This window comes from Streptomyces durbertensis, from assembly GCF_014156695.1.
Taxonomy (GTDB): domain Bacteria; phylum Actinomycetota; class Actinomycetes; order Streptomycetales; family Streptomycetaceae; genus Streptomyces; species Streptomyces durbertensis.
The window spans coordinates 1-4,032 of record NZ_WMLF01000475.1 but is presented as its reverse complement, the minus strand read 5'-3'; the positions used below and the strand labels follow the sequence as shown (position 1 = coordinate 4,032).

General features: G+C 76.7%; 2 protein-coding genes and 1 pseudogene. 2 read left to right on the top strand and 1 reads right to left on the bottom strand.

All coding sequences use genetic code 11. The features are described from left to right. Positions 1 to 142: pseudogene (locus GL263_RS29305) on the bottom strand (SWIM zinc finger family protein); the annotation flags it as partial. A gap of 246 nt (positions 143 to 388) precedes the next feature. Here GL263_RS29305 and GL263_RS22900 point away from each other — a divergent pair. Together GL263_RS22900 and GL263_RS22895 are read left to right on the top strand one after the other, a co-directional pair. Beyond that, a complete protein-coding gene (locus GL263_RS22900) occupies positions 389 to 1,489 on the top strand; it encodes an ATP-binding protein (protein ID WP_182857644.1) in 1,101 nt (366 codons plus the stop codon). Then, positions 1,447 to 3,990 carry a DUF5682 family protein gene (locus GL263_RS22895; RefSeq protein WP_228456758.1) on the top strand — a complete coding sequence of 848 codons (2,544 nt, stop codon included), beginning with the start codon at positions 1,447 to 1,449 and terminating at the stop codon, positions 3,988 to 3,990. Before GL263_RS22900 ends, GL263_RS22895 begins: the two co-directional genes overlap by 43 nt. Positions 3,991 to 4,032: the final 42 nt, after the last annotated feature.

Below are 4,032 nucleotides of genomic sequence, written 5' to 3'. Positions count from 1 at the left end.
GCCCCCACAGCGTGTCCCCCCGCCATCCCGTGTCCGACCAGCGGTCGGCCGCCGCCAGACCCTCGCCCGCCTTCCGTGAGGCGGCGTCGGGGGCCAGCGCCAAGACCCGTTCCGCCTCCCAGCGGATCTGCTGTCCCGTCATGTCACCGAAGCTAGCGGCCGCCACTGACAACAACGGCGGGCGAGCAGGAGGCCAAGGCCGCTTCCGGGGACGTCCGGTGACGTCGGCTCAGCTCCGTCCCGGGGCCGCGCAGGGCGGTGCTTCCGCAGGTCGGAGGGGATTGTCAGTGGCGGGGTGCACAGTGGGGGAACCGGGTCGAACACGAGCCCGAACGGGCCGTCGCAGGGCCCGCGCACATCGGTGACACCCGCCGTACGAGGGGGACTCATGACCACTGCCGACAGCGCCCCGACCGCGCTGCGACCCCATGCCGAGGAGGCCTTCGCCGAGGAGCTGCGGGCGTTGGAGGCCGCCGACGACAGGCCCCGCCCGCCGCGCTGGCGGATGTCGCCGTGGGCGGTCTCGTGCTACCTGCTCGGTGGCACGCTGCCGGACGGCACGGTGATATCGCCCAAGTACGTGGGCCCGCGCCGGGTCGTCGAGGTCGCGGTGAGCACGCTGGCCACCGACCGCGCGCTGCTGCTGCTCGGTGTGCCCGGCACGGCGAAGACGTGGGTCTCGGAGCATCTGGCGGCGGCCGTCAGCGGGGACTCCACGCTGCTTGTCCAGGGCACGGCGGGCACGGCGGAGGAGGCCGTGCGGTACGGCTGGAACTACGCCCGGCTGCTGACGGCGGGGCCCAGCCGGGAGGCGCTGGTGCCCAGCCCGGTGATGCGTGCCATGTCGGAGGGCCTGACAGCCCGGGTCGAGGAGCTGACCCGGATGCCGGCGGACGTCCAGGACTCCCTCATCACGATCCTCTCGGAGAAGACGCTGCCGGTGCCCGAGCTGGGGCAGGAGGTGCAGGCGGTGCGCGGCTTCAACATCGTCGCCACGGCCAACGACCGGGATCGCGGGGTGAACGAGCTGTCCAGCGCCCTGCGCCGCCGCTTCAACACGGTGGTGCTGCCGCTGCCGGCCACGGCGGAGGCCGAGGTGGAGATCGTCGCGCGGCGCGTCGCGCAGCTGGGCCGCTCGCTCGACCTGCCGCCGCTGCCGGACGGCGTCGCGGAGATACGCCGGGTCGTCACGGTCTTCCGCGAGCTGCGGGCCGGCGCCACCGAGGACGGCCGCACCAAGCTCAAGTCCCCTTCGGGGACGCTGTCGACGGCGGAGCTGATATCCGTCGTCACGGGCGGGCTGGCGCTCGCCGCGCACTTCGGCGACGGTGTGCTGCGCGCCGACGACGTGGCGGCCGGCGTGGTCGGCGCGGTTGTTCGCGACCAGGCGGCGGACTCCGTCGTGTGGCAGGAGTACCTGGAGACGGTCGTCCGGGAGCGGGAGGGCTGGAAGGACTTCTACCGGGCCTGCCGGGAGGCGGCGGCGTGAGGGCCGGTCCGCTGCTGCTCGGCGTCCGGCACCACGGGCCGGGCTCCGCCCGCGCGGTCCGCGCCGCGCTCACGGCCCACCGGCCGAAGGTGCTGCTCGTCGAGGGGCCGCCGGAGGCGGACACGGTGGTCGAGCTGGCCGCGGACCCGGCGATCCGGCCTCCGGTGGCGCTGCTGGCGCACGCCGTCGACCGGCCGGGCACGGCGGCGTTCTGGCCGATGGCGGAGTTCTCCCCGGAGTGGGTGGCGATCCGCTGGGCGCTGGAGAGGGCCGTGCCGGTCCGCTTCATCGATCTGCCCGCCGCGCACACCCTGGCTCTCCAGGAGCGGTCGGAGGAGAACCCGCAGTCGGGGGAGGAGCCTTCGCCGCCGGGACCGGATCCCACAGGTGCCGACGGGTGCGGCGGCGGGGAGCTGCCCGATCCGCGGCTGGACCCGCTCGCCGCGCTGGCGCACGCCGCCGGGCAGGACGACCCGGAGCGGTGGTGGGAGGACGTGGTCGAGCATCGCGGCGGCGGCCCGTTGGGCGGCCCAGCAGACGGCACCGGCCCGGACGGCGGCGCGCCGGCCGCCTTCGACGTGCTGGAGGAGGTCATGACGGCGCTCCGGGAGCCGTACGGAGAGCCGGACGGCCGCGAGGCGGCACGGGAGGCGCACATGCGTCTGCGGCTGCGGGAGGCCCGTCGGGAGTTCGGGGACGACGGTGTCGCGGTTGTCTGCGGCGCCTGGCACGTGCCGGCGCTGCGCGCCCGCCACCGCGTCACGGACGACCGCCGCCGACTCAGCGGGCTGCCCCGGGTGCGCACCGAGATCACCTGGGTGCCGTGGACGCACCGCCGGCTCACCCGGCGGCCCGGCGGCGGCCCGCAGCCCCGGCCCGGCGGCGGCTACGGCGCGGGCATCGCCTCGCCTGGCTGGTACGGCCATCTCTTCGCCGCCCCCGACCGGCCCGTCGAGCGGTGGCTGACCCGGGTGGCCCGGCTGCTGCGGGAGGAGGACCATCCGGTCTCCTCGGCCCACGTGATCGAGGCCGTACGGCTGGCGGAGATGCTGGCCGCGTTGCGCGGGCGCCCGCTCGCCGGGCTGACCGAGACGCTGGACGCGGTGCGGTCCGTGATGTGCGAGGGGTCCGACGTGCCGCTCGCGCTCATCAGGGAGCGGCTGATCATCGGCGACGAGTTGGGCGAGGTGCCGGCCGCCGCGCCGGCGGTACCGCTCCAACGGGACCTGGCCGCGCTCCAACGTTCGCTGCGGCTGCGGCCGGAGGCGGCCGAGCGGCTGCTCGACCTCGACCTGCGCAAGCCGGTCGACGGCGACCGCAGCAGGCTGCTCCACCGACTGCGGGTCCTCGGCGTCGACTGGGGCGAGCCGGCGGAGGGGCGGTCGGGAAGTACGGGAACGTTCCGGGAGAGCTGGCGGCTGCGCTGGGAACCGGAGCTGTCGGTGCGGCTGGCCGAGGCCGGGGTGTGGGGGACGACGGTGGTCGCGGCGGCCTCGGCCCGGTTGGCCGCCGAGGCGGCCGGGAGCGGGCGGCTGCCCGAGGTGACGGTGCTGGCCGAACGGGCACTGCTGGCCGGTCTGGACGACGCGCTGCCGGAGGTGCTGCGGGCGCTCGCGGACCGCGCGGCGCTCTCCGCCGACGTGGGGCAGCTCGCCGGGGCGCTGCCCGCGCTGGTCCGGGCCGTCCGCTACGGCGATGTGCGCGGCACGGACTCGGGTGCGTTGCGCCGGGTCGCGGAGGGCATGGCCGAGCGGGTGTGCGTGGGCCTGCCGGCCGCGTGCGTCGGGCTGGACGCCGACGCGGCGGCGGAGGTCCGCGCGCACCTCGACATGGTCCAGCGGGCCGTCACCATGCTGTCGGACGCCCCGGGCGGGGAGCCGTTGGCCGCTCGTTGGCGCGCGGTGCTGCGCACGCTCGCCACGCGCCGCCGCGTGGCCCCGCTGCTGCGGGGCCGAGCCGCCCGCATGCTGCTGGACGACGGCGCGCTCGGCCGCTCGGCTGTCGAGCGGCTGATGGCCGGGGAACTCTCGCGCGGCGCGCCGCCGGCGGACGCCGCCGCGTGGGTGGAGGGGTTCCTGTCGGGCGGCGGGCTGCTCCTGCTGTACGACGAGCGGCTGCTGGCGCTTGTGGACGACTGGCTGCGGCGGGTTCCCGGTGAGGAGTTCACGTCGGTGCTGCCGTTGCTGCGGCGGACGTTCTCCGGGTTCGACGCGGGCGTGCGGCGGAACCTCGCGGAGCTGGTCCGCCGGGGTGGCGCGGTGCGGGCGCCGGAGGCGGGCGGTGCCACGCCGGTGCTGCCGGGCTACCCGGCGGCGCTCGACGAGCGGCGCGCGGCGGCCGTGCTGCCGGTGCTGCGGCTGCTTCTCGACCCCCGTCCGGAGCCCGGGCCCGCCCGTCCGGGGTCCGCCCCTCCCGGGCCGGCGGAAGCCGGGCCCGCAGGAGCGGAGCCGGGAGAAGACACCGCGCGTTCGGTCGACACGGGAGAGGTGGGAGCGGCGTGAGCGGCGTGAGTGGTGGTGGCGGGGGCGTGCCGCCGACGGGAC

Excerpts from the sequence above, each read along its gene's own strand:
- GL263_RS22900 (WP_182857644.1), top strand. The coding sequence starts at position 389 with ATGACCACTGCCGACAGCGCCCCGACCGCGCTGCGACCCCATGCCGAG.